A 21834-nucleotide genomic window follows, 5' to 3' on the forward strand; every position below is an offset into this window, starting at 1 on the left:
CATGTGCCGCTGGATATTTCGATACACAAAAACAGCTGTGCGCCTTTATTAACCGCGGGGGGTTAATAAAGGCGCACAGCAGAGATCAAGCAGATGCGGACTGCAGTTCCGCTTCCTTCTCGTCACGGAGGGCCTTGCTGAGCTTCTCACCCTCGATGTCGACGTTCGGCAGAATCTTGTCCAGCCACTTCGGCAGCCACCACGCCTTGTCGCCGAGCAGTGCCATGACGGACGGGATGATCACCATGCGCACGATGAAGGCGTCGAAGAACACCGCCGCGGCGAGCGCGAATCCGATCGACTTGATGAACGAGTTCGGTTCTGCGATGAAGGCACCGAACACGGAGATCATGATGACCGCGGCCGCACTGACCACGCGGGCACCGTGGTTGAAGCCGATGGTCACGGCCTCCTTCGCGCTCGCACCGTGGACGTACTCCTCACGCATACGCGTCACGAGGAACACCTGGTAGTCCATCGCCAACCCGAACACCACGCCGATCAGGAAGATCGGCATGAAACTCACGAGCGGTTGCGGGTTCGAGATGATGCCCAACCAACCGTGCTGGAAGATCGCCACCGTCGCACCGAATGTCGCGAGCACGCTGAGCAGGAAGCCGAGCGTCGCGGTCAGCGGAACCAGGATCGAACGGAACACCAAGAGCAACAGAATGAATGCAAGGCCGACCACTACGGCAAGGTAGGGCACCAATGCATCCTTCAGCGTGTCCGAGACGTCGCCTTCGAGTGCGGTCTGACCAGTGATGCCGTAGCTGACGCCGATCGAATCGTTGAGTCCGCCTTCTGCTCCGCGGAGGCTGCCCACCAGGTCCATCGTGGCCGGATCGGTCGGTCCGCTCTTCGGAGTGATCAGTACCTGCGCGGTGTCGCCGGCTTCGTTGACCCTCACGACCTGTGCGTTCTGGACGTCACCGAAGCTCGAGATGGTCGAGACGACCTCCGCAAAGGCCTCCCCGGCGGGGACGCTGGCATCTTTGGCGTCGACAACCGCGATCAGCGGTCCGTTGCGGCCGTCACCGAAGCCCTCGTCGATCAGGTCGTACGCCTGACGCGCACTGGTCGCCGGGTCACCGGTGGCCTCCGACGGCAATGCCAGGCTCAATCCCGTTGCGGGCAGAGCCAATGCGCCCAGAAGAACTACTCCACCGATCAGCGGCACGAGCGGACGACGAACGACGGCGGTGATGAAGCGCAGAGCCAGCTTCGGCTTGCCTGAATCATTGTTTTCGGACTCCTCCGCACGCTTGCTGAGGAAGGGAATCTTGCCGGCAAAAGCCTTGCGTCCGAACATACCCAGGATCGCGGGCAGCAAGGTCAATGCGATCAGTACCGCGATCAGCACGGTGAAGGCCGCTGCCGCACCCATGTCCGAGAGGAACGGGATGCCGACGACACGCAAGGCAACGAGCGCGATGATGACTGTCAAACCGGCGAATACCACTGCGGAACCGGCAGTTCCGACGGCGCGACCTGCTGCTTCGGCACGGTTGTCGGTGAGGGTGAGCTCATGCCTGAACCTGGACATGATGAACAGCGAGTAGTCGATCGCCACGGCCAGACCGATCATGATCGCCAGCGTCGGAGTCATCGAACTGAGATCCATGAATCCGGTGGCAACCGTGATTCCAAGGCTGCCGATAGCGATACCGATGATCGCGGTCAGGAGCGGAAGCCCCGCGGCCACAAGCGAACCGAACGTGATGGCCAGAACGACAGCGGCAACGGCGATACCGATCAGCTCGGTGACACCACCGGGCATCTCCGCTTCCTGAGCAGCAGAACCACTGACCTGGACGTTGAGTCCCTCGGCCCGACCGACATCGGCTGCGGAGTTGATCGAATCACGCAACGCCTGATCGAGATCGGCGAAGTCACCGCTGAACGGAACCTCGACGTACCCGACCGTGCCGTCGGCACTGAGCGGCGACAACGCGCGCGCGTCGTCCACGGCCTGCGTCTCGGAAGTTCCAGCCGCAGCAGCCTTTTCCTTGAACATCGCAACCATGGAGTCGTTGCCGGTAACCGGATTGACCAACGCCTTCGCGGCCTGTTCCGGAGTGGCAGTCGCCGGGTCCACCTTGGCGGAGTCGGCGACCTTGTCGATGCCACGAATACTCGCGAGCATGTCGTCCATGGCCTTGACGTTCGCCGGATCGGCCAGCGTCGTGCCCGCCGGAGCTTGCACTACGTATCGCGCGCTCAGCGAATCCATCGGGTTGGGCGCGTCGGGAAAACGCTCCGCCATCAGGTCTTGCGCCTGCTGTGCCGGGGTTCCCGGAATGGAGAACGAATCCTTGGTGGGGCCGGACAGAGTGGCTGCCCCGACGCCCATCAGGACCAGGATTATCAGCCAAACGCTGAGGACCGCGCCTTTTCGCCGGTAGGCGAACTTGCCGATCCGATAAAGATAGGTGGCCACGACGGGCTCCTTGCTGTTTCGGTGCGTGTACGTGGACAGGTATTACGTGTGGGGCTCAGAGACGGGACATCTCAGGGACGCGACATCTCAGGGGCGGGCGGCGGCGCGGGCAATCCGGCACGAATCTGCCGAAAAGCGTCGTGAACCAACTCCTCCGGACTGGAAGCCTCCGACTTTCCGCCAGTCCAGACGTCGATCACCGATTTAGCGGCTCCGCCCACCGCTCCCAGGAGGAGCGTCGGGTACAGGTCCTTCTCGGCGTCGGTACCGGTGCGTTCCGCCAATGCCTGAACGACTGCACGGTTGATCCGCTGATGCATGTCTGCGGCATCCCGGTAGAGCGCGGGACTCGAATCCGACAGCAGCCAGATACTTGCCTTCTCACTCCCACTCGGACCTGAGTCGTTCACGATTTCGACCACAAGTTCTTCGAGGACGTCGAGAATTGGTTCGTCCGCGGGCCGCGACGCAAGCGCCTCGATCCACAGGTTCACCGATTCCTCGAAACTGGCGAGCACTGCCTCCTCCTTGCTGGAGAAGTAGTTGTGGAACGTCCTCGTCGACACTCCGGCCTCGGAGGCGATCGCGTCAGCGGTGACGCATTCGATCCCCAGCGCACGAGCGAGCCGTGCTGCCGCGCCACTGAGTGCGGCACGGGTTGCTGCCTTCTTGCGGTCGCGAAGGCCTTGTTCGATGATCACCCCAACACGGTACCCAACTTGCAGAGCTCTGCAACTTTGCAGAGGTCTGCAATATTGTGCGATCGAACACACAGCGCGGAAACTCGAGGCGTACCTCACACTCACGCACGGCAAATGCCTGAACAGCGCGACAGAGAGAGTTGTGAGCAGCTCCACGGCGTGACGCCCACTGCCAAGTTGACGCGTGAATCAACATGGCCTGACATACTTTGCGGTGAATTAACCGCAATGTGCTCGGCGAAGGAATCTGATGGACCCGCTCCTGCATACCTGGCCGGTTTCGTCCACGGTAATGCTGTGGGGATCGAAGTCCGGACGAGGCTCCGTACTACGTCTCGTCCGTCTGACCATCGGATTCTGCTCACTCAATTTCTCGATCGTGGCGTTCCTGTTTCTCCTCAGCGGAGAGGGCCCGGACGGACCGTTTGCGCGCAGTTGGCTCGTCGGCATTGCGACCGTCAACCTGATCCCCACGATTCTCTGGTTTGTCGGCCGAATCAGAGGTTCACGCATGCTCAAGCTCTACGGTCTGTGGGCGGATCTCGGAACTGCCTCGATTCTCATCACCTTCACCAGCCATAACGCCGCCCTTTTCGGCGCGGCACTCTTTGTCGCCACCGGCGCCTACTTCACCTATTTTCTCGACCGCCGCTGGCTGGCATTCCACCTCGCCTTTGCCACGACGTTTGTCATCGCCCTGACCGTGCTCGGCCTGACGAACGGCGACTACTCGGCAACCAGCGTGATTGCACGCACCGACGTCGTACTGTGTGCCGTGATCTTCATTCCGGCCACCATTCAATTCACCTGGCGGCAATTACTCTCGCGCGCAACGGGATCCAAGGTGGATGCACTCACCGGACTGCTGAACCGGCGAGGGCTGTGGGACATGTCGGAGCGTATCTGGTCGGTCGCGTCGGCAAATCGTGCCGACATTGCTGTTGCCGTCGTCGACATCGACAAGTTCAAGGCTGTGAACGACACCTTCGGTCACGAAGTCGGTGACGCCGTCATCATCCGGACAGGAACGCGCCTGCAGGAGCATGTGAACGGTTTCGGCTACGCCGCGCGCACCGGCGGCGAGGAGTTCACCGTTGTGATGATCGGCACCCCGTACGGACTTCGCAAAAGAATCGCGACACTGCCCAAAGCCGTCGTGAACGCTTCCGACGACCCCTTGGCCACGGTCAGCGTCGGAGCAGCGACGCTACCTTTCATCCCGCATCAGGAAGAGTTCGACTACAACGAGTTCTCCCGAGCAATCGTTGCGGCCGATCATCTGATGTACGACGCAAAATCCGCGGGAGGCAACACTGCGAACACTGCTCCTATGACTGTTCCACGTCGACGGGCACCCTGAAACCGGGCTGTATCAGCGCCGATTCCACGCCTCGGGATCTGCCGTCAGTTCGTGAATGAACTCGGGCAACTCTCCACCTGCTACATCGGTGAGTGTGACATTTTCGAGCACAGCACGGAGGTTGACGCGCACTGCAATCCACACCTCCTTGAGGGGCGTCGCCGGCCCCCCGTAGTCGACGTCTTCCGGTCGCTGACCCCGAATCGAAGCAAGCGGTCCTTCGACGGCTCGTATGACGTCGGCAATCGTGATCTCGTCCGCGGACCGAGCGAGCCAGTATCCCCCGTCCGGGCCTCGACGGCTGTTGACCAAGCCGCCGCGCCGCAGGTCCGAGAGCACCGCTTCCAGGAACTTGTGGGGTATGACCTGGGATTTGGCGAGAAACTCGGCCTTGGCCGGGTCAGGACCTACTGCCGCGAGCTCGACCAGAGTCCGCACGGCGTAGTCCACCTTCGCGGTGATATGCACCGGCAATTCCTACCATCGTTCTATGAATAGTCGCAACAAACCTGCGAGTTCTTCGCCGCAAAGGGTTCCATGGCGTTACATTTTGATGCATGATGTAACGATCGAAGCTAGAGAACAGGACAAATCGCGTGTGGGAAACCCTTCTCGAATCATGGAAGTCACTTCTCGAACCGCTCCATGATCCAGTCACGCTCGCAATCCCCGCGTTTGTCATCTTCCTGGCAATCGAATGGTTCGCGGCCCGCGCTCTCGAGGATCATCCCGACGACGCCGACGGACGCGCACGACCCGCGGAAGGCGGCTACCGAAGCATCGACGCCAGAACCAGCGTTCTGCTCGGACTCGTGTCGATCGCAACGAGCACCTTCTGGAAAGTGCTGGCGCTGATCGGCTATTCCGCAATATGGGTGTACCTCGCTCCGTGGCACCTCTCGCCGACGGCCTGGTACACCTGGGTGATCCTGCTGCTCGGAATCGACGTCCTCTATTACGCGTATCACCGCATCGCGCACCGAGTTCGGGTCATCTGGGCCACACACCAGGCTCACCATTCGAGTGAGTACTTCAACTTCAGCACCGCACTGCGGCAGAAGTGGAACAACAGCGGTGAGATCATCATGTGGTTGCCGTTGCCGTTCCTCGGGATTCCGCCGTGGATGGTGTTCGTCGGCTTCTCCGTCAGCCTCGTCTACCAGTTCTTCGTCCACACCGAACGTGTCGGAAAACTTTGGCGGCCCATCGAATTCATCTTCAACACGCCGTCGCACCATCGCGTCCACCATGGCTCCGACGCCGAGTACCTCGACCGCAACTACGCCGGAATCCTCATCATCTGGGACCGGATGTTCGGGACCTTCGCAGCCGAAACCCACCGGCCCACCTACGGACTCACGACGCCGGTCGGAACGTACAACATCTGGAAGCTCCAAACACGCGAATACGCTGCCATCGCTCGCGACTGGAAAGCGTCGCAGTCGTGGCGCCAGCGCGCAGGCTACGTGTTCGGCCCACCCGGCTGGGCACCGAAAGCCGAGGTCACGTCAGCAGAATCCACAGCCCCGTCGCACTGAGCAGGAGCAGGGCGACCGCGAGAGCAGCACCCATACCCAAAGCAGGCGTTGCCTTTTCGGCTGAGAACTGGGCCAACCGCCTGGGCCGCGACCGACGTTCGTAGACCGTCACCGCCACGACAAGCACGGCAGCGAGGGACGGGCCGATCAGTGCTACCGAACCGAACGGCGGCAACCATCTCAAACAGGCGGCAGACAAGCCGAGGATCGACAGACTCGTCCGTACGAACGAGAGCGATGTGCGCTCGGACTGCAAGCCCTTGTCCGGAGGCTTGACACCTTCCGACGGTTCCAGCGCGGTCAATCAGTTCACGACCTCGACCACCAAGACGGTCGCGCAGATCACCAGCACGATGCCGACCACCGGCGCCATCAGCGGTACCGGCAACGAGCGCTCAGCACGCAGTGCTCGCTCGGCGCTGATCCAGTGAACAAAAGAAGTGATGGCGATCAGAGCGCCGCCGACGAGTAACAACGCGGCCAAGCCGGCACGAACCGTCGGGTTGAGAATGTCGCCGCCGAACGCTTCGAGTCCGACGCCCGACGCGACAAAGGCCGTCGCCGTGCGGATCCAGGCCAGATACGTCCGCTCATTGGCGAGAGTGAACCGTGGATCGGGGTCTTCGCCCGTTCGGAACGGTCTCCACCGGGGCATCACCTGTTCATTCCGTCCAGGCAGAAATCGCGCACTGCCTTCGGAACGGACAACGAGAAAGGAAGGTCATGTCCTTAATCTTCCCTGCCCGCCCCGAAGCGGTGCGAATCGGGTGGACGTAATTCAGCTCGCGGCGAGTGAGACCAGGAAGTCCACCGAGCCACTGCCGTCGACGGTGACAAAACCGAGGGACGGGGGTTCAACTCCGAAATCGGTCCAGGTAACTGGAATCGAGCCCGATGCAATCAGCGAATCACCCGAATGCAGCACGGTCATGTCGACCGACACCGGCTTGGACTGACCTTTGAGAGTCAAGGTGCCAGACACCGTGACCGTCGCAGTTGTGCCATCTGTCGGTACAGCAGCCAAGTCCACCGGCGAGTCGATCGTGAACGTCGCCGTCGGATACGTGCTGGTATCCATCACATTGCCCGTGAACTGGCCGTCGCGCCGATCCGAGTCGGTCTTGATGCTTGCCACCTGCACCGTCACTTCGCCTGACGTGAGCTTTTCACCCTCGACAACCGCGTTTCCGCTCACCTCGCCGGTGGTTCCGACGACGGTCACACTCGATCCGTTGAGAATCTCGTGCACGGTGTATCCCGCTGCCGTCTGGTTGTCCCCCTGCCCGGCGACGACGGTCCACTGCCCGTCGATCGATCCGGACGCCGCTTCTGCACCCTGAGTGGATACCACGGCCGCCGGCGCATCGTCTTCAGCGATGAATTTCCCGTACGCCCACGGCCCCACAAGCAGGGCGAGTACGACCACAACTACTGCTCCGCCGATCCACCAGATCTTTTTCATGGGTTCGACGATAGTTGCAGCTTCAACGATTGTCAGGAGTTACGAACTGGGAGAACCCTGTGAAAGCGCTCCACGAAGGCCGAGAACGGGGCACACCCACAACCATTAGTAATCATTTGGTAAAGTGGATTTTGCATTCCGGCCCCCAGCCTGGAGTGCCTGGGCCGTGCGCATCGAATCATGCATCGATCCCGATGCGCACGGTCTGCCCGAAACACGAATCACACCGATCGGGGGGGCTCGCAATGGCGGACCTGACGCTCCTGACCGACGACGAGTTACGCGAGCGTCGGATCGCCCTCAGTCGATCCCTCACTACCGCAGCAGATTTGATCCCTACCCCGCCACCCTCGTTCTTCGAGAAGCTGAAGCAGGACATCGATGCCGCCGCTGCAGAGTGGATCGCTCGCCGCTCCTGAACTTCGTCAACCTGTGAATGTCCACCGGAGGACGGCCCCTCCCCCATACGACTTAGTGCGGCTTCCGATCTCCTCCGAAGTCCAGCGCTGTCCTCGTCCGAATGGCGGACTGGCTGGTCGTCCGATGGTCCAGTCGGAGCGTGTCCGTCCTGACGGTCGTCAGCGCTCGCACGCCAGGTTTACCATACAAAAAAGCTCCCCACCTGCGTGAACAGGTGGGGAGCTTTGGCGGTGGCGGAGGGATTTGAACCCTCGGACGGGGGTTACCCGTCACACGCTTTCGAGGCGTGCTCCTTAGGCCGCTCGGACACGCCACCGTTGGTGACTTTACCGGATGGAGTGCCCGTGGCCGAAATCGCCAGGTGGAGCGGTATTACGTGAGCTTGTCCTTGATGCTGGATGCGGCGTCCTTGACCTTCTCGCCGGCATCCTTGACGGCCGATTTCACCTGGTCGCCTTTACCTTCGTTTTCGAGGTCCCGGTCACCGGTAGCGCTGCCAGCAGCTTCCTTGGCCTTGCCCCCGAGGTCTTCGGCCTTGTTCTGAGCCTTGTCTGCGATTCCCATGAGTACTCCTCTGTGAACGCGAACGAATCACCTTCCGGCGATTCGCCGATACCCTGACGGCATCTGATCTCCACCATGCCCGTGATTACCGGTTCCGGCTACCCGAGTGTGCGATCACTCTCGATGGGGAATACCTATTTCAGGCCCGCTGCTCGCGGAAGAAATCTTCCAAAAGCCCAGCGCATTCGTCCTCGAGGACCCCGCCGCGCACCTGCGGCCGATAGGTCAATCTTTTATCTCGAACTACGTCCCATAATGATCCGACGGCTCCGGTTTTCGGCTCCCACGCCCCGAAAACGACCCGAGAAACCCGGGCGAGGACCAGAGCGCCCGCACACATCGTGCAGGGCTCGAGGGTGACGGCCAGCGTCGCACCTTCCAGGCGCCAGCCGTCGCCGTAGATTTTTGCGGCAGCACGCAACGCGAGGATTTCGGCGTGCGCGGTCGGATCGGACGACGCTTCCCTTGCATTGGAGGCCCGAGCAACTTCGACGCCGTCTGCGTCGAACACCACTGCCCCGACCGGGACGTCTGCGTCGGAGGCGGAACGTGCGGCCACGATGGCCGCACGGATCATGCGCTGATCGTCAGCGAGAGTCATCTAGCGCGGGAGCTTGTCGAGCGCTACGCCGAACTCGGATGCGAACCCGAGTCGCTGCGCGATCATCCCCAACTGCTCGTCCGGATAAAGATCGGTCTCGGCCGCGATGACGGCGAGCACGGGTTCCGGCAGGCCCAGATCGGCCAGCACGGACAGATCGCCCTCTTCCCAGGGTTCGACGTCGTCGAGGTCGTCCGGATCGATGTCGGGGATCTCGATGTGCAAGGCGTCGAGGACGTCAGCTGCGATGTCGTAGTCGATGGCGGCGGTCGCGTCGGAAATCAGCAACTGCGTGCCGGACGGCGCCGGACGCAACACTATGAAGAACTCGTCGTCGACGTCGAGAAGACCGAAGACGGCACCCGAACTTCGCAGCTCACGCAGCTGCGTTTCGGCGGCCGAGAGCGAGGTCAACGCGTCGGGCGTCAATGCCTTGACCGTCCAACGCCCCTCTTCACGGACCACCGCGACACCGAAGCCTTCAAGCTCCTCCGACTGGTTCGAAGAGGCGCTCTTGTTACCCGCGCGCTGTGCACCCATGGCGCAACGGTAGCCCGCCTGGTGCCAGTGAGTGAAGTCCGAGCATCGATGTGCCAACCTGAACTCGTGTCTGCGATCGATTCCGCCCCACCAGTCTGCGTTCTCGGCCTCGGATTGATCGGCGGTTCGCTACTTCGCGCCGCCGTCCGATCCGGCCGTCAGGCGTGGGGTTACAACCGTTCCAGCGAGTCCGCCGACGCGGCCCGAGCCGACGGTTTCGACGCCGACACCGATCTGGTTTCAGTGCTGCAGAGAGCGAACGAGAGCGGTGCGATCATTGTGATCGCCGTGCCGATGCCTGCCGTCGACGCCACCTTGGAGGCAATCGCCGCGCATGCGCCGAACAATCCGATCACGGACGTCGTCAGCGTCAAGGGCGAAGTGAAGGCCGCGGTCGAACGAGCGGGCTTGAGCGCCAAGTTCGTGGGCGGTCATCCGATGACGGGGACGTCAGCTTCGGGTTGGGCGGTCGGGGATGCCGATCTGTTCGTCGACGCGGTGTGGGTCGTTGCCACCGACAACGGCGTCGACGCAGACGTGTGGTCGCAGGTCGCCGACCTGGCACTCGACTGCGGCTCGGTGGTGGTGCCAGCCGAATCTCTCGAGCACGATCGAGCAGTCGCGCGTATCTCTCACCTGCCCCACCTACTGGCGGAAACACTCGCGATCACCGGAGCTGCCGGCGGCGAACTGGCTCTTGGGCTGGCCGCCGGGTCATTTCGCGACGGCACCCGCGTAGCCGGGAGCGCTCCTGGCCTGGTGCGGGCGATGTGCGAGGGCAACCGTGACGCCCTGCTGGTCGCGCTGGACGAAGCGCTCGACCTTTTGCAGGGTGCACGCACCGATCTGCTCGACAACGGCTCCACGGCACGATTGGTGGACGCAGGGTTCGCTGCGCGCGGCGCTTACGAGTCGCACGAGCGGTGGGACATCGAAGACCTTCGGGTCGGAGAACCCGACTGGATCGAGCGGATGCGGGACGCCGGTCGACGCGGTGGTGTCATCCGGCGATCCGAAACCTAGAAGTACGAAACCTAGATTCGAGTTGCCAGACCCGGGTAGTCGAGGACGAAGCCTTCGGTATCGACGGCCAGCGTCGAGCTGGACACCGGGGACAGCACACTGATTCCGTCGGTGCCGCTGCTGTAGGTGATGGTCGCACCCTCGACGCGCAGGTCGAGAAGGTTGACGTAGACGACCGGGACCTCGGCGTCTTCGATGTCGTTCTGCAAGCCGACGCGGCGGATGGGCAGCGTGTTGAAGAACGGGCTGAGGATCACGTCGACATCGAGTGCGCCATCGAACGCAGAGCGCTGGTGACTGGCGCCGTTCTCGACCATCCAGGTGCCTTCTTCGTCCCGGCTGATCGACATCTGACGCTCACCGGCGGCCAGGGCGGTCCGCACCGACAGCCTGCGGGTGATGCCGGCCTCGTCGGTGACCAGGTCGTATGACGCGCTGAATGCCGGGTGCTCACTGCAGGCTCCACCGATGATCCGGCCGGAAGCCTTGATGCGATTTCCGTTCAGCTGCACACGAACAGACTCCATACGAGGAGCGTTGTGGGCCTGCCAGGTCAATACCGCGGGCCAGGACGCGTCACCGGAAGGTTGGATGCTCACCCGACCACGGTAATGGACGAACGGGCGCGGAGCACCGCTGGTTCGGGTTATTGCTTCGATCAGGGACCTTTTAGGGACTTCGATCGGCCCCGAAGATCTCGATGTAAGCCGTTTCACAACGCTTCTTCCGCCAGGAGCACCCCGCAGACCGAATAGTTGGCAAACGGTGTCGGAGTTCTCGAGTACCGTGCTTCTAGGTCGGTTCGTGAGGAAGGGTGCTGTGACGTCGTCGCGGAGCATGGTGGGTTTGTTTGCCGGTATCGGCGGGCTCGAGTTGGGGCTCTCGGAACATGGGTGGAACACCGAACTGCTGTGTGAAATCGATCCGGGCGCCCAGGCAGTTCTCCGTTCGCGTTTCGCCGACGTGCCGTTGCACGGCGACGTCACCAAACTGCGTGCGCTGCCCAGCGACATCGAATTGGTGGCCGCCGGTTTCCCCTGCCAGGACCTCTCTCAAGCCGGCAAAACAGCAGGCATCACCGGCGCACGCTCAGGCCTGGTGGACGAGGTGTTCCGTCTGGTCAAGCGCAAGAAAGGCCCGCGCTGGCTGTTGATCGAGAACGTTCCGTTCATGCTGCAACTCGGCAAGGGCGCTGCCATGCGGCACATCACCGACGCTCTCGAAGACCTCGGATACACCTGGGCATACCGGGTGGTCGACGCCCGCGCCTTCGGACTCCCCCAGCGCCGCCAGCGCGTCATCATGCTTGCCTCGCGCACGGACGATCCTCGCGAAATCCTGTTCGGCCAGGACGCCGGCGAGCGCCTGGGAGGTGATCCCGCGGACTACCCCTGCGGCTTCTACTGGACCGAAGGCACCCGCGGACTCGGATGGGCCGTCAATGCGGTGCCGACGCTCAAGGGCGGCTCGTCCGTCGGCATCCCCAGCCAGCCGGCGGTCCGGTTGCCGTCCGGTGAGATCGTCACTCCCGGTCTCGTCGACGCCGAACGCCTGCAGGGTTTCGATCCCGACTGGACGCTTCCGTCCGTCGAGGTTCCCGGCCTACGCCACAGCCACCGATGGAAGCTGGTCGGCAATGCCGTGAGCGTGCGGATGGCGTCGTGGGTCGGTGGCCGGCTGAACGATCCCATCGCATACGACGCCGCGGGCGAGACGCCACTCGAACCGGGCGACGCGTGGCCGAGTGCGGCATGGGGCCGTAACCGCCAAGCCTTCCGCGTCCACACCTCGACCTGGCCGGTCCAGTACGACTACGAGGATCTGAGTGGCTTCCTCGAGGACACGCGGTTGCTGTCGGCGCGGGCCACAGCCGGCTTCCTCAAGCGCGCACGCATGGGCAATCTTCGGTTCATCCCCGGTTTCATCGAGGACGTCGAAAGCCATCTCGAGCGGATGGGCGGATACCCCGAGGCCGCGGCATGACGGAATCACTGTTCCCCGAACCTGAAACGCTATTCCCCGAACCGCTGTTTTCCGAGCCGGAACACGAACCACTGTGGAGCGCACTGCAACTCGCGGGCGACAAGCCTCCGGCCGACGCCGATCGCGGCGAGAAGAAGAACTACGCCCAGCGACTCTCCAATCAACTGGCACAGACGGTGGCCGACGCTCTGCGTCCGCTGTATCCCAACATCACCCCGACAGCGTCCGGCGAAGGCCAGGAGGCAACCGTTGATGTCGCCAAGGGCCGAAAGCGCTTGGACGTCAAGGCCCTCGACCCCACTCTCGGCCTGATCCTCTGCGTCTCCATCAAGACGTACAACTTCCAGGACTACAGTCCCCGCAGCGGAAAACTTGGACGGTGGACCAAGAACATCGTCCGCAACGACCACGAATTGCGTGGCGAGGCAATGGTTCTGCATCAGCGTCAGCCGTACAGCGTGTTGGTCGCCGTCATGTTCGAGCCGTACGCCACGTGCGACGACGGCGACCCGACCAAAACCAGTGACACCGGCAAATCCTCGTTTGCACACCACGTCACGACGCTCTCGAAGCGCTCGGGCCGGGGCAAGCGCGCGGTGGTCGGCGTTCCCGGAAAGGCCTGGGTGGATCTCGGCGCCGAGGACACCCGCTACGACCTCTTCGAGAAGGTCTACATCGGACTCTACGAACCCGATGGCGCGGTTCGGTTCTTCGACGTCGACGAGCCGCCGCCGCGCAACGGCCGGCCCACCGAAGCTCAGACGCTCTCGTTCACCGACTTCGTGACCGTCGTGCACGGTGAAGTGGAGCGTCGCAACAGGTTTGCGCCCACCTGGTCCGATCCCGAAGACAGCGACGATTCCGACGGCTGAGGGAACCACGGTGCCTGCGACGGATCCTGCCACCAGCGCTCGGATGAGCGCTCAGCGTCGGCGCGACACCAAACCTGAAATTGCACTTCGACGCGAGCTTCATCGGCGCGGACTCCGGTACTTCGTTGACCGGGCGCCTGTCAAAGGTGTTCGCCGACGCGCTGATCTGGTGTTTCCGCGCCGCAAAGTCGCGGTGTTCGTGGACGGATGCTTCTGGCACAGCTGCCCGCAGCATGCGACGTTTCCCAAGAACAACGCGCAGTGGTGGACGGACAAGTTGGCCGCCAACGTGGTTCGAGACCGCGACACCGATGCACGTCTGGCAGAGCAGGGTTGGACCGTCATCCGCATCTGGGAGCACGAAGATCCGCTGGTAGCAGCCGAACGCGTCCAGAAAGCCCTGCTCGGTCCGTAAGCTCGATTTCGTGAAGGAACGCAACGTTGCGCGGTGGGGTTTGGTGGCTGCGCTGGCTCTGGGCGGAATTGTCTACTCGTCGTGGATTCTCGAATTTTTCCTCGACACCGGCCTCGACCCGGTGACATCGTTCCTCAGCGAACTCGATGCCGAGAACCAGAAATACCGTGACGTCTTCGGCAATGCCGACGTCCTGTCCGCGATCTCGATGTTGATCTCCGGAGCGCTGGGTCTGCTGATCACGCCCAGGCGCAGGCTCTACGTCACGGGCTGGATTGCACTTGCAGTGTTCGGCATCGCCACAATCGCCGACGCGTCGTTCCCTCTCGAATGCTCGGGCGAGGGTTGCCCGTCGAGCGCACCCGACGGTCTACTTCCGCAGCTCCACCATGTTCACGCATTGACGAGCAGCGTGGCGGTGTTCGCGATCTTCACCGCGATGATCGCATTCACCGTGGGAGCGTTCAGGTATCGCGAACACCCTTCTTTGCGGATGACGGGTCTGACCATTTTGATCCTGACTTCCCTTGCGACGGTGTGGATGTTGACGACCAACAGCATCGAAGTCTCCGGCGGCGGTAATCTCGGACTGGGTATCGCTCAACGCGCACAGGTGTTGGGGATGTCGTTGTGGTTGTGCACCCTGGCATTTGCGATGTCGAGGCCGCCATCCACCGGGCTCCCGGCGTCGCCACGCTGACAGGTTTTCCGGCAACCGATTCGGGCGATCCTGGAACTACAACTGAAAATGGCTGCCCCGAACTAGCGAAGGTGTGCCCATGTCTCTCGCGTCGTCGTTCTTCGCCCATCCACACCAGGCGTTCACTGCCGGTTTCTACCGCAACGAGTCCTTCGACTTCGAGCTAAGAGTCGTTCTCGGGCAAGCCACCTACGGCGCGGCAGATACCGGCGAAGTGCTCTCGGCCATCGCTCATGTCGGCGAGAAAGACCTCGAGGGCTGGTACGAGGCCTGGTTCGACCTCGGCACACGAGTATTCGGGCAGGCCGATGAGGCAGCCGCGGCCGGGCATTCGCGAAGCGCGTCCAACGCGTACCTGCGGGCGGCGTCGTACTTCGGTGTGGCGATCAACGCCGTAGACGGTCTCAGCGACGATTCGGTTCTGGTCCCCACTTTCAAACGTCACCGACAAGCGTGGGACCGCTTCGTCGACACCACCGCCCAGCCCGTCGAACGCGTCCGGATCCCTTACGAGGACACCTACTTGCCCGGGTACTTCTTCCGGCCGCCCGGCGACGTGCGACGGCCGACGTTGATCATGGTGAACGGTAGCGACGGCCCGATCAGCGGACTGTGGGGCAGCGGCGGCGCCGGAGCGCTCGAGCGGGGCTACAACGTGTTGATGTTCGACGGACCCGGTCAGCAGTCGATGCTCTTCGAGCGCAACATCCCGTTCCGTCACGACTGGGAAGCCGTCATCACGCCCGTCGTCGACTATCTCGTGGACCGGCCGGACGTCGATGCGTCGAAGCTGGCGATGTACGGGATCAGTCAGGGCGGTTACTGGGTGCCGCAGTCGTTGGCGTTCGAGCATCGGATCGCGGCAGCGATCGCCGATCCGGGGGTCGTGGACGTGGCCGCGTCGTGGCTCGCCCATATCCCCAAGAACATGCAGAAGCTGCTCGACGAGGGGAAGGCGGAGGCCTTCGACCGCGACATGGCGATGGGGATGAAGTTCTCCAAGGACACCGCCCGGATCTGGCGTTTCCGAGCGCGTCCGTACCTCGCCGACGGTTACTACAACACTCTCGCCGAGGTTCGGAAGTACCACCTCGAACACGTCGCCGGCTCGATCTCCACTCCCCTGCTCATCACCGATCCGGAAGGCGAGCAGTTCTGGCCCGGTCAATCCAAGCGGCTTGCCGCCCTATCCGGCGGACCGACGACGGTGGTTCCCTTTACCGCTGCCGAGGGCGCGAACTTCCACTGCCAGCCCATGGCGAGGCGTCTGACGGATCAGCGAATGTTCGACTGGCTCGACGAGCAGTTGGATCTCTGAATCAGGACACTTTCTCCTTTTTCGTCAAGAGAGTGGCGAGCATCGGCAGCAGTAGAACGGTGATCGCACCGGCCGCGACAAGAATCGACGCGTTGTCCGAGGACATCTGATGCGCGTCGACGGCAGCGCCCGTGACCGCCACGATCATGGGCAGACCGGTAGCCCCGTACAACGCGACTTGCGCACTTTCGCGCGTGGTGAAGGGCGGCTCGACCTTCTCGAACTTGGTCACGAAGAACACCGGCACGCCGCGGACGACAACGATCAGGATCAGAAACGCAATCAGTGTGCCGGGACTGGCGGCGACCGCCGAGACGTCGATTGCCATGCCTGAAGTGATGAAGAAGATCGGGATGAGGAACCCGAAGGCGATCCCGTCGAGCTTGATCTCGAGGCGCTCGTCGCCCTCTGGCATCAGTCGCCGCAGGATGAAGCCGGCGGCAAACGCGCCGAGAATGACGTCGAGTGAGAACACGGCCGACAGCACTCCGAGGCTGACCAACAACAGAACGGTGAGGCGGACCGTCGTCTGCGCCGTGGTGTCCGCTCCTGCCCGCACCAGCCGATGTGTCCACGAGCCTTCGTGAATCAGCTTGCCGGGCAGCACCGCCACGACGATGGCGATCAAGGCGAAGACGGCAAGAACGATGAGCGACAGGACGGCACCACGGGCACTCAGCAGCACCGCCATCGCGACGACCGGCCCGAGTTCGCCGACGGCCCCGTGATTGAGGACCGTCTTGCCCAAGCGTGTGTCGAGGAGTTTGTTGTCCTTGAGGATCGGCAACAGCGTGCCCAGTGCGGTCGACGTCATTGCGATGGCAACAGCGGCTTCCGCGGAGATCACGTTCCTCATGCCAAGCAGCGCGACCACCGTGAACGCCAACGCGAGGCAGAACAGCCACGTGTAGAGCGCTCGACGTCCGCCGCGCCCACTGAGTTCCTGTCGGTCGATCTCGTAGCCGGCGAGCAGGAACAGCATGCCGAGGCCGAGTTCGCGGAGGATTCCGATCGCCTCGCTGTCAGCGGCGATGTTGAGGGCGAACGGCCCGACCACTGCGCCCGCGACCAGTAGCAACACCACTTCGGGAACCAGTCGACGCGGGATCAACCCCGCGACTATCGGCGCGATGGCCGCGATCAGCGCAATCCAGAACAGCGACGAGGCAATTGAAGGCACGGATCATTATCGGACATAGGTGACGGATCTGCGCTCAGTACAGGTACTTGCGGTACGCCTCCTGCCGAGCCGGCTCCAGATCCTCGACCAGCAGGCTGTGCTGCTCGGCCATCATGTCGCGCAGACTCGGTACGTCATCGGATGCGGGCCACGTCGACGGATCCCACAGCTTCGCCCGCAGAATCGCTCTCGCGCAATGCAGATACGCCTCGTCGATCTTCACGATCACCGCAAGCTGCGCCGGCTTGCCGTTCATCGCCATCGAGTCCAGCAGATCAGGATCGGTGGACAGAGTCGCCGTGCCGTTGACGCGCACGATCTCGTCGTGCCCGGGCGCGAGAAAGAGGATCCCCACGTGAGGATTTTCGATCATGTTCCGGTACGAGTCGGCGCGCCGGTTGCCCGGACGATCCGGGAGCACGAGCGTCTTCTCGTCGGGAAACAGAACCTGACTGACCAAGTCTCCGCGCGGCGAGCAATCGCAATTTCCAGCCGCATCGGATGTCGCAAGCACAAAAAACCGTGCCTGCTCGATGAATTCACGGATCAACGGAGTCGTGTAAGCGGTCTGCTTCTCCATGATCGTCGGATGGGGCTGTCCGAGAATCGCATTGAGTTGTTCCACGGATTCGATCCGCCCGCCCGGGGCGTTCGACGCCGTCACGTCAACACGTCGTCGAGAACGTGGTGGCGCCCGAGCGGCAACACCAACGGCTTACCCGAGATGGGGTCGGGGATGATTCGGCTCTCGAGACCGAAAACGGTGCGGACGTTGTCGCTCGTGAGCACCTCGGCAGGATCACCCGCCGCGTAGACCCGGCGATCGGCCATGGCGACGAGGTAGTCGGCGTAGCGGGCGGCGAGATTGAGATCGTGCAGAACCATGACAATCGTTGTACCCCGAGTCCGGTTCAGGTCGGTGAGCAGGTCCAAGACCTCAACCTGGTGGCTCACGTCCAAGAAGGTAGTCGGCTCGTCGAGAAGAAGCAGATCGGTTTGTTGGGCGAGCGCCATCGCAATCCACACACGTTGGCGCTGACCACCGGAAAGTTCGTCCACCGATCGTTCGGCCAATTCGGTTGTGTCCGTTGCCGCAAGCGCCTCGGCGACGGCTGCGTCATCCTCTCGACTCCACCTCGACAGCACCCGCTGATGTGGATGTCGGCCTCGGCCGACGAGATCGGCGACAACAATGCCTTCCGGTGCGATCGGTGACTGCGGCAACAGGCCGAGCGTGCGAGCGAGCTTCTTCGCGGGTAGGCGATGAATATCCTTGCCGTCCAGGAGAACATGACCGCTTCGGGGACTGAGTAGCCGCGACATCGACCGCAGCAGCGTCGATTTGCCGCACGCGTTGGCGCCCACGATGGTCGTGATCTTTCCCGGCGGCACCGCGAGGTCGAGCGATTCGACGACGGTCCGTCCTCCGTAACCGAGTTCGAGGTTTTCGGCAGTCAGAGTATGGGATTCGGTCACAGCGAACCTCCCGTTCGGTTGGAGCGAATGATGAGGTAGACGAGATACGGCGCTCCCAGCGCGCCGGTCACCACGCCAACGGGGTAGCGGGTGCCGAAGGCGTACTGTCCGCAGAAATCGGCAACTAGCACCAGCAGCGCTCCGACCAGCGCCGACGGAATCAAAAGTGATGTTCCCGGACCGACGATGCGGGCGGCGATGGGCCCTGACAGAAATGCGACGAAGGCGATGGGCCCCGCAGCGGCAGTGGCAAAGGCGATGAGTCCGACGGCCGCAATGATCGACAGAATGCGCGTTCGTTCCACTCTGACGCCGAGCGCTTGTGCTGCGTCGTCACCGAGCTGGATGGTCGAAAGGTTGCGCGATTGGCTCAGCAGCACCGGTCCGAGGACAACCAGCGCCAGGACCACGGGAACCGTCGAACCCCAGTTGGCACCGTTGAGACTGCCGGTGAGCCAACGCATCGTCTCCTGCAGATCCCACGCGGCGGCGGTACTGAGCAGGTAGGCGGTGACGCTGTCGAGCATCGCGGCGATGCCGATACCGATCAGGATCAGCCGAGTGCCTGCTACACCGTCTCGGAAGGACAGAACGTAGATCAAGACTGCGACGCCCAGACCGACAACGATGGCGAAGATCGAGACCTGCGAGCCGCCGAGCGAAAGCGAAATGATCGCGAAAGCCGCTGCAGCGCTTGCGCCCGAGCTGATCCCGATGATGTCGGGGCTCGCGAGCGGGTTGCGCAGCATCGTCTGGAACGTGATGCCACCCAAGCCGAAACAGATTCCGGCGACCACAGCAAGGACAGCGCGAGGCAGCCGGAGGCGACCGACGGTGAACGAGGCACCAGGCACGTTCTCCCCCAGCACGACCCGAAGCACATCTGACGGCGGGTAGAAGGTTTTTCCCACCATCAGAGTGACCGCGAAGGAGGCGACGGCGAGGACCGTCAGCACGGCAATCACGATGCGGCGGCGTCTACCTCGTCGGATACGGCTTGCTCCGACTGCGTCGACCTCGACTTCGGGAGTAACGAATGTAGTGGTCACAGCTCACGTATTTTCTGACGGCGGACTATGTAAATGAAGAAGGGCGCTCCGACGAGCGCGGTGATGATGCCGACGTCGATTTCGCTCGGCCGGGCGACAATTCGTCCGAGAATGTCGGCGGCGACGAGAAGGCCGGCACCTGTCAGCGCAGAAAACGGTAGTAGCCAACGGTTGTCGATCCCGATCAGCAACCGGCACAGATGCGGGACAACCAAACCGACGAAGCCGATCGGTCCGGCAATGGCAGTGGCCGCACCGCAGAGCAACACTGCACCGAGCGCTGCCACTGCACGAACCACCGCGACGCGTTCGCCGAGACCTGATGCAACCTCGTCGCCGAGCGCAAGAGAGTTGAGACTGCGCGCCGACAGCAGACAGATCACGAAGCCGACAATGAGGAAAGGCAGACCCTGCCGGATCACCTCGAAACTCGCGCCACCGACGCCGCCGATCTGCCACGAACGAATGTTGCCCGCAATATCGTTTCGCGGCAGCATGATCGCAGTGATGAACGAAGCAAACGCAGCCGATGTTGCGGCCCCGGCAAGAGCCAACTTGAGTGGCGTGGCTCCACCTCGCCCGAGTGACCCGACTACGTAGACGAACAATGCCGCCCCGGCTGCACCGAGTACGGCCACCCAGATCATGCTGGTCTGGGTCCACAATCCGAACCACGCCATTCCGATCACCACGGCGAGCGAAGCGCCCATGTTGACGCCCAGGATTCCGGGATCCGCCAAAGGGTTTCGGGTAATCCCCTGCATCACCGCGCCGGCAAGACCGAGCGCAGCACCCACGATGATCGCGAGCACCGTCCGCGGAATGCGCTTGGCAATCGCACCCTGACCGATGTTGTCGGTGGAACCGCCAAGTGCGGCAACGATGTCGGACCAATCGACCTCACGAGAGCCGATGACGATCGAGGCGCACATGAGCACGGCGAGGACCACGAGAAGGGCGATCAGCCACAGCGAATTGCCGAACGTCGGGCGCCGCGTATCGCTGGCGCCCGACGTCGAATCCTGCGAGGTTACAGTCACTCCGACTTTCCAGCAGCCCCGGCGAGCAGATCGACATAGTCGCCGAGTACCCACGAAATGGCGAGCGGAGTCGGGTTGGCCGCCGTTCCCATCGGGCCGGTTCCGTTGAGGAAGACGATCGAATTGTTAGCTACAGCAGGCATCTGCGAGAGCAGCGGGTCAGCCTTGAGTGCGTCGACAAGTGCCTGGTCACCGTAGGTGACGATCAGTTCGACGTCGTCGAAGACGTCCACACGCTCGGCACTGACCTTCTTCGAGAACTCACCACCCGTCGAGGCGTCGGCAACGCTCTTCGGCGTCGAAAGTCCGAGGTCCTCGAAGAACGCGGCGCGTGTGTCGTTCGCGGTGTAGAAGCTGACCTGGCTCAGGTCGGCAGTGTCGACGTGCGTCAGGAACATTGTTGCCTTGCCGGCAAGCTGCGGATGTGAGGCAACCTCGTCGGCGATCTCCTTCTCGATGGTGGAGATCAGTTCCTGCCCTTCGGATTCCATGCCGAGGCCCATGCTGTTGAACTTGATGACGTCGCGCCACGACGTCGCCCACGGCCCCTCGGGATACGCCACAACCGGAGCGATCTCACTGAGGGTGTCGTAGTCCTCCTGCGTCAATCCGGAGTACGCGGCAAGAATGACGTCAGGGTTCGTATCGGAGACGGCTTCGAAGTCGATGCCGTCGGTCTCGTCGAAGAGCACCGGCGGCTTCGCGCCAAGGTCGTCGAGCTTTTCCTCGACCCACGGCAGCATTCCGTTGCCGTTGTCGTCACCGAAAGTCGCTGCTGCCATTCCGACGGGAACCACGCCGAGAGCAAGGGGCACTTCGTGATTGGCCCAGGCAACGGTGGCAACTCGCTCCGGCTTGGCGTCGATCGTCGTAGTTCCGAAAGCGTGCTCGATCGTGACGGGAAAGGAGCTGGATCCGCTTCCGGCGCTGCCGCCGTCGGCGGTCTCCGAGGAGTCGGAACTGCAAGCTGTCATGCCGAGGGCGACTGCGACCGCTGCTGCGGCCACCGCCAAGAAGCGTTTTGAACGCATGAAAACAGAACTCTCTCGAGAAGGGGTACGGCCCTCAACCCGGCTCAATCGGGCACTTAGGTGAGGTTTGCCTAAACCGTATACGGGAGGGCAATGTGGCGCAATCGCGTGTTTGGGACAC

Annotated in this window: 25 protein-coding genes and 1 tRNA gene; 9 read left to right on the forward strand and 17 right to left on the reverse strand. The window is 62.6% G+C overall.

The genetic code is table 11. The annotated features are described in order from the left end of the window. Window positions 1–85: 85 nt before the first annotated feature. Both EEB12_RS13545 and EEB12_RS13550 read right to left on the reverse strand, forming a co-directional pair. Window positions 86–2440, reverse strand: coding sequence for an MMPL family transporter (locus EEB12_RS13545; RefSeq protein ID WP_141487946.1), 2355 nt, complete (start codon window positions 2438–2440; stop codon window positions 86–88). 71 nt (window positions 2441–2511) lie between these two features. Further along, the gene (locus EEB12_RS13550; protein WP_007731646.1) at window positions 2512–3141 is read right to left on the reverse strand and encodes a TetR/AcrR family transcriptional regulator; all 630 of its coding nucleotides are present in this window, start codon (window positions 3139–3141) and stop codon (window positions 2512–2514) included. 250 nt (window positions 3142–3391) lie between these two features. Here EEB12_RS13550 and EEB12_RS13555 point away from each other — a divergent pair, with 250 nt between their 5' ends. After that, window positions 3392–4501, forward strand: a complete 1110-nt coding sequence (locus EEB12_RS13555) for a GGDEF domain-containing protein (RefSeq protein ID WP_141487947.1) — start codon at window positions 3392–3394, stop codon at window positions 4499–4501. 12 nt (window positions 4502–4513) lie between these two features. On the opposite strand, the gene EEB12_RS13560 is transcribed toward EEB12_RS13555, so the two are convergent. Next, window positions 4514–4969: an RrF2 family transcriptional regulator gene (locus tag EEB12_RS13560; RefSeq protein WP_003943908.1), complete on the reverse strand. Its 456-nt coding sequence runs from the start codon at window positions 4967–4969 to the stop codon at window positions 4514–4516. Window positions 4970–5097: 128 nt separating this feature from the next. On the opposite strand from EEB12_RS13560, the gene EEB12_RS13565 reads away from it, so the two are divergent. Further along, window positions 5098–6039 carry a sterol desaturase family protein gene (locus EEB12_RS13565; protein WP_141487948.1) on the forward strand — a complete coding sequence of 314 codons (942 nt, stop codon included), beginning with the start codon at window positions 5098–5100 and terminating at the stop codon, window positions 6037–6039. Here the strand turns inward: EEB12_RS13565 and EEB12_RS13570 are convergent. The 3 genes from EEB12_RS13570 to EEB12_RS13580 all read right to left on the reverse strand — a co-directional run bounded on the left by EEB12_RS13570 (window position 6005) and on the right by EEB12_RS13580 (window position 7501). Then, the gene (locus tag EEB12_RS13570) at window positions 6005–6343 is read right to left on the reverse strand and encodes a DUF202 domain-containing protein (protein WP_041814532.1); all 339 of its coding nucleotides are present in this window, start codon (window positions 6341–6343) and stop codon (window positions 6005–6007) included. The two genes, EEB12_RS13565 and EEB12_RS13570, sit on opposite strands and share 35 nt — an antisense overlap. Beyond that, on the reverse strand, window positions 6344–6694 hold the full coding sequence (locus tag EEB12_RS13575) for a YidH family protein (RefSeq protein WP_029537421.1): 351 nt from the start codon (window positions 6692–6694) through the stop codon (window positions 6344–6346). Window positions 6695–6817: 123 nt separating this feature from the next. Beyond that, window positions 6818–7501: a YceI family protein gene (locus tag EEB12_RS13580; RefSeq protein WP_069146641.1), complete on the reverse strand. Its 684-nt coding sequence runs from the start codon at window positions 7499–7501 to the stop codon at window positions 6818–6820. A 245-nt stretch (window positions 7502–7746) separates the two neighbouring features. On the opposite strand from EEB12_RS13580, the gene EEB12_RS30505 reads away from it, so the two are divergent. Next, window positions 7747–7920, forward strand: a complete 174-nt coding sequence (locus tag EEB12_RS30505; protein WP_003943953.1) for a hypothetical protein — start codon at window positions 7747–7749, stop codon at window positions 7918–7920. A 226-nt stretch (window positions 7921–8146) separates the two neighbouring features. On the opposite strand, the gene EEB12_RS13585 is transcribed toward EEB12_RS30505, so the two are convergent. The 4 genes from EEB12_RS13585 to EEB12_RS13600 all read right to left on the reverse strand — a co-directional run bounded on the left by EEB12_RS13585 (window position 8147) and on the right by EEB12_RS13600 (window position 9626). Beyond that, window positions 8147–8237, reverse strand: a tRNA-Ser gene (locus EEB12_RS13585). Between the two features lie 56 nt (window positions 8238–8293). Then, a complete protein-coding gene (locus tag EEB12_RS13590) occupies window positions 8294–8485 on the reverse strand; it encodes a CsbD family protein (RefSeq protein ID WP_003943869.1) in 192 nt (63 codons plus the stop codon). A 139-nt stretch (window positions 8486–8624) separates the two neighbouring features. Next, complete coding sequence (locus EEB12_RS13595) at window positions 8625–9086, reverse strand: nucleoside deaminase (protein ID WP_047271540.1); 462 nt, start codon at window positions 9084–9086, stop codon at window positions 8625–8627. After that, window positions 9087–9626: a tRNA adenosine deaminase-associated protein gene (locus EEB12_RS13600; RefSeq protein ID WP_047888780.1), complete on the reverse strand. Its 540-nt coding sequence runs from the start codon at window positions 9624–9626 to the stop codon at window positions 9087–9089. It abuts the gene before it with no gap. 48 nt (window positions 9627–9674) lie between these two features. Here EEB12_RS13600 and EEB12_RS13605 point away from each other — a divergent pair, with 48 nt between their 5' ends. Further along, entirely contained in the window at window positions 9675–10649 is a 975-nt protein-coding gene (locus EEB12_RS13605; RefSeq protein ID WP_069146643.1) for a prephenate dehydrogenase, read from the forward strand. An 11-nt stretch (window positions 10650–10660) separates the two neighbouring features. Here the strand turns inward: EEB12_RS13605 and EEB12_RS13610 are convergent, their stop codons facing one another. After that, the gene (locus tag EEB12_RS13610) at window positions 10661–11248 is read right to left on the reverse strand and encodes a putative glycolipid-binding domain-containing protein (RefSeq protein ID WP_019746484.1); all 588 of its coding nucleotides are present in this window, start codon (window positions 11246–11248) and stop codon (window positions 10661–10663) included. A gap of 238 nt (window positions 11249–11486) precedes the next feature. On the opposite strand from EEB12_RS13610, the gene EEB12_RS13615 reads away from it, so the two are divergent. The 5 genes from EEB12_RS13615 (at window position 11487) to EEB12_RS13635 (ending at window position 15937) form a co-directional block, all read left to right on the forward strand. Next, window positions 11487–12632: a DNA cytosine methyltransferase gene (locus EEB12_RS13615; RefSeq protein ID WP_153211133.1), complete on the forward strand. Its 1146-nt coding sequence runs from the start codon at window positions 11487–11489 to the stop codon at window positions 12630–12632. Next, window positions 12629–13504: a hypothetical protein gene (locus tag EEB12_RS13620; RefSeq protein WP_019746482.1), complete on the forward strand. Its 876-nt coding sequence runs from the start codon at window positions 12629–12631 to the stop codon at window positions 13502–13504. The genes EEB12_RS13615 and EEB12_RS13620 overlap by 4 nt, the downstream gene beginning before the upstream one ends. A 10-nt stretch (window positions 13505–13514) precedes the next feature. Beyond that, window positions 13515–13919: a very short patch repair endonuclease gene (locus EEB12_RS13625; protein ID WP_019746481.1), complete on the forward strand. Its 405-nt coding sequence runs from the start codon at window positions 13515–13517 to the stop codon at window positions 13917–13919. Between the two features lie 10 nt (window positions 13920–13929). Further along, complete coding sequence (locus EEB12_RS13630; RefSeq protein WP_141487949.1) at window positions 13930–14619, forward strand: DUF998 domain-containing protein; 690 nt, start codon at window positions 13930–13932, stop codon at window positions 14617–14619. 79 nt (window positions 14620–14698) lie between these two features. Beyond that, window positions 14699–15937, forward strand: coding sequence for an alpha/beta hydrolase family protein (locus EEB12_RS13635; RefSeq protein ID WP_069146644.1), 1239 nt, complete (start codon window positions 14699–14701; stop codon window positions 15935–15937). Between the two features lies 1 nt (window position 15938). On the opposite strand, the gene EEB12_RS13640 is transcribed toward EEB12_RS13635, so the two are convergent. Genes EEB12_RS13640 through EEB12_RS13665 form a run of 6 tightly spaced genes read right to left on the reverse strand, consistent with a single transcriptional unit; the run spans window position 15939 to window position 21713 of the window. Then, window positions 15939–17117 carry a cation:proton antiporter gene (locus EEB12_RS13640; protein ID WP_069146645.1) on the reverse strand — a complete coding sequence of 393 codons (1179 nt, stop codon included), beginning with the start codon at window positions 17115–17117 and terminating at the stop codon, window positions 15939–15941. Between the two features lie 34 nt (window positions 17118–17151). Further along, window positions 17152–17781: a pyridoxamine 5'-phosphate oxidase family protein gene (locus EEB12_RS13645; protein ID WP_003943810.1), complete on the reverse strand. Its 630-nt coding sequence runs from the start codon at window positions 17779–17781 to the stop codon at window positions 17152–17154. Then, window positions 17778–18593 carry an ABC transporter ATP-binding protein gene (locus tag EEB12_RS13650; RefSeq protein ID WP_069146647.1) on the reverse strand — a complete coding sequence of 272 codons (816 nt, stop codon included), beginning with the start codon at window positions 18591–18593 and terminating at the stop codon, window positions 17778–17780. The genes EEB12_RS13645 and EEB12_RS13650 overlap by 4 nt, the downstream gene beginning before the upstream one ends. After that, a complete protein-coding gene (locus EEB12_RS13655; RefSeq protein WP_069146648.1) occupies window positions 18590–19642 on the reverse strand; it encodes a FecCD family ABC transporter permease in 1053 nt (350 codons plus the stop codon). Before EEB12_RS13655 ends, EEB12_RS13650 begins: the two co-directional genes overlap by 4 nt. Continuing rightward, the gene (locus tag EEB12_RS13660; RefSeq protein ID WP_029254260.1) at window positions 19639–20682 is read right to left on the reverse strand and encodes a FecCD family ABC transporter permease; all 1044 of its coding nucleotides are present in this window, start codon (window positions 20680–20682) and stop codon (window positions 19639–19641) included. The genes EEB12_RS13655 and EEB12_RS13660 overlap by 4 nt, the downstream gene beginning before the upstream one ends. Beyond that, complete coding sequence (locus EEB12_RS13665; RefSeq protein WP_020968170.1) at window positions 20679–21713, reverse strand: iron-siderophore ABC transporter substrate-binding protein; 1035 nt, start codon at window positions 21711–21713, stop codon at window positions 20679–20681. The genes EEB12_RS13660 and EEB12_RS13665 overlap by 4 nt, the downstream gene beginning before the upstream one ends. Window positions 21714–21834 lie beyond the last annotated feature (121 nt).

Origin of the sequence: Rhodococcus sp. WS1 (genome assembly GCF_003797745.1) — a bacterium.
Taxonomy (GTDB): Bacteria; Actinomycetota; Actinomycetes; order Mycobacteriales; family Mycobacteriaceae; genus Rhodococcus_F; species Rhodococcus_F erythropolis.

Coding starts and splice junctions, on each gene's coding strand:
- EEB12_RS13555 (WP_141487947.1), top strand. CDS start 3,392: ATGGACCCGCTCCTGCATACCTGGCCGGTTTCGTCCACGGTAATGCTG.
- EEB12_RS13575 (WP_029537421.1), bottom strand. CDS start 6,694: ATGCCCCGGTGGAGACCGTTCCGAACGGGCGAAGACCCCGATCCACGG.
- EEB12_RS13580 (WP_069146641.1), bottom strand. CDS start 7,501: ATGAAAAAGATCTGGTGGATCGGCGGAGCAGTAGTTGTGGTCGTACTC.
- EEB12_RS30505 (WP_003943953.1), top strand. CDS start 7,747: ATGGCGGACCTGACGCTCCTGACCGACGACGAGTTACGCGAGCGTCGG.
- EEB12_RS13590 (WP_003943869.1), bottom strand. CDS start 8,485: ATGGGAATCGCAGACAAGGCTCAGAACAAGGCCGAAGACCTCGGGGGC.
- EEB12_RS13595 (WP_047271540.1), bottom strand. CDS start 9,086: ATGACTCTCGCTGACGATCAGCGCATGATCCGTGCGGCCATCGTGGCC.
- EEB12_RS13600 (WP_047888780.1), bottom strand. CDS start 9,626: ATGGGTGCACAGCGCGCGGGTAACAAGAGCGCCTCTTCGAACCAGTCG.
- EEB12_RS13605 (WP_069146643.1), top strand. CDS start 9,675: ATGTGCCAACCTGAACTCGTGTCTGCGATCGATTCCGCCCCACCAGTC.
- EEB12_RS13615 (WP_153211133.1), top strand. CDS start 11,487: ATGGTGGGTTTGTTTGCCGGTATCGGCGGGCTCGAGTTGGGGCTCTCG.
- EEB12_RS13620 (WP_019746482.1), top strand. CDS start 12,629: ATGACGGAATCACTGTTCCCCGAACCTGAAACGCTATTCCCCGAACCG.
- EEB12_RS13635 (WP_069146644.1), top strand. CDS start 14,699: ATGTCTCTCGCGTCGTCGTTCTTCGCCCATCCACACCAGGCGTTCACT.
- EEB12_RS13665 (WP_020968170.1), bottom strand. CDS start 21,713: ATGCGTTCAAAACGCTTCTTGGCGGTGGCCGCAGCAGCGGTCGCAGTC.